This is a genomic window from Ferdinandcohnia sp. GQ5 (assembly GCF_059759275.1).
In genome coordinates, this window is record NZ_JCAXEW010000048.1 from 1 (window position 1) to 756 (window position 756).

The following is a 756-nucleotide window of genomic DNA, read 5'->3' on the forward strand; positions in this document are numbered from 1 at the left end:
ATAGAATGATATTGAAACTCAAGACGTTTATGATTAGGGCATGTATATGTATCTGTTTCTTCATCATACTGCCAATTGTCAGGGTTAAATATGTTTTGTTTAAACTTTTTGTTTTGTTCCTTCAAATACAGGTTATAAGTGATAAGCGCTTCTCGTTTTCTATTGGAAAGGATATCATTATAGTTTTGTTCACTACCATAACCTGCATCTGCGACAATGTGTTTCGGTAACTCGAAATAATGCTGCTCGATTTCATCTAGAAATGGAATTAACGTACGTGTATCTGTTGGATTAGAAAACAAACTATAAGCAAGAGTGTATTGACCTTCCGTTGCGATTTGTACATTGTAACCAGCTTTCAACTGTCCATTTCTCATATAATCTTCTTTCATTCGCATAAATGTCGCATCAGGATCCGTTTTAGAATAGCTATTACGTGTGCCAAAGATTTCTAAGTCTTCTTGGTATTTCTGTTTACGTAAGACAAAATCAATCAATTGCTTACGTACTTGTTTCGGATATTTGCGTTCGCTTCTTAAAGCTTTTCGTTCTGAAACATCTGATGTAGCTTCAATTTGTTTATCATACTCGGTTACGACTTCGTCTACTTTTTGAACCAATTGAGTGAGCTCTTCCAACGATAACTGTTCGGTGTTTTCGCGTTCAATTTCAGGTATGATTTCGTTCTTAAGTAGCTCGTTGTATAGCTGGTTTGACTTTTCAATTAAGCTTTCACTATATTTCTCAATGGATTTC

Annotated in this window: 1 protein-coding gene; it reads right to left on the minus strand. The window is 34.9% G+C overall.

The window, feature by feature from the left end; all coding sequences use genetic code 11:
* Nucleotides 1–756: transposase (locus AC6CHV_RS26300; RefSeq protein WP_498079977.1), on the minus strand; the 756-nt coding region annotated here is incomplete at both ends.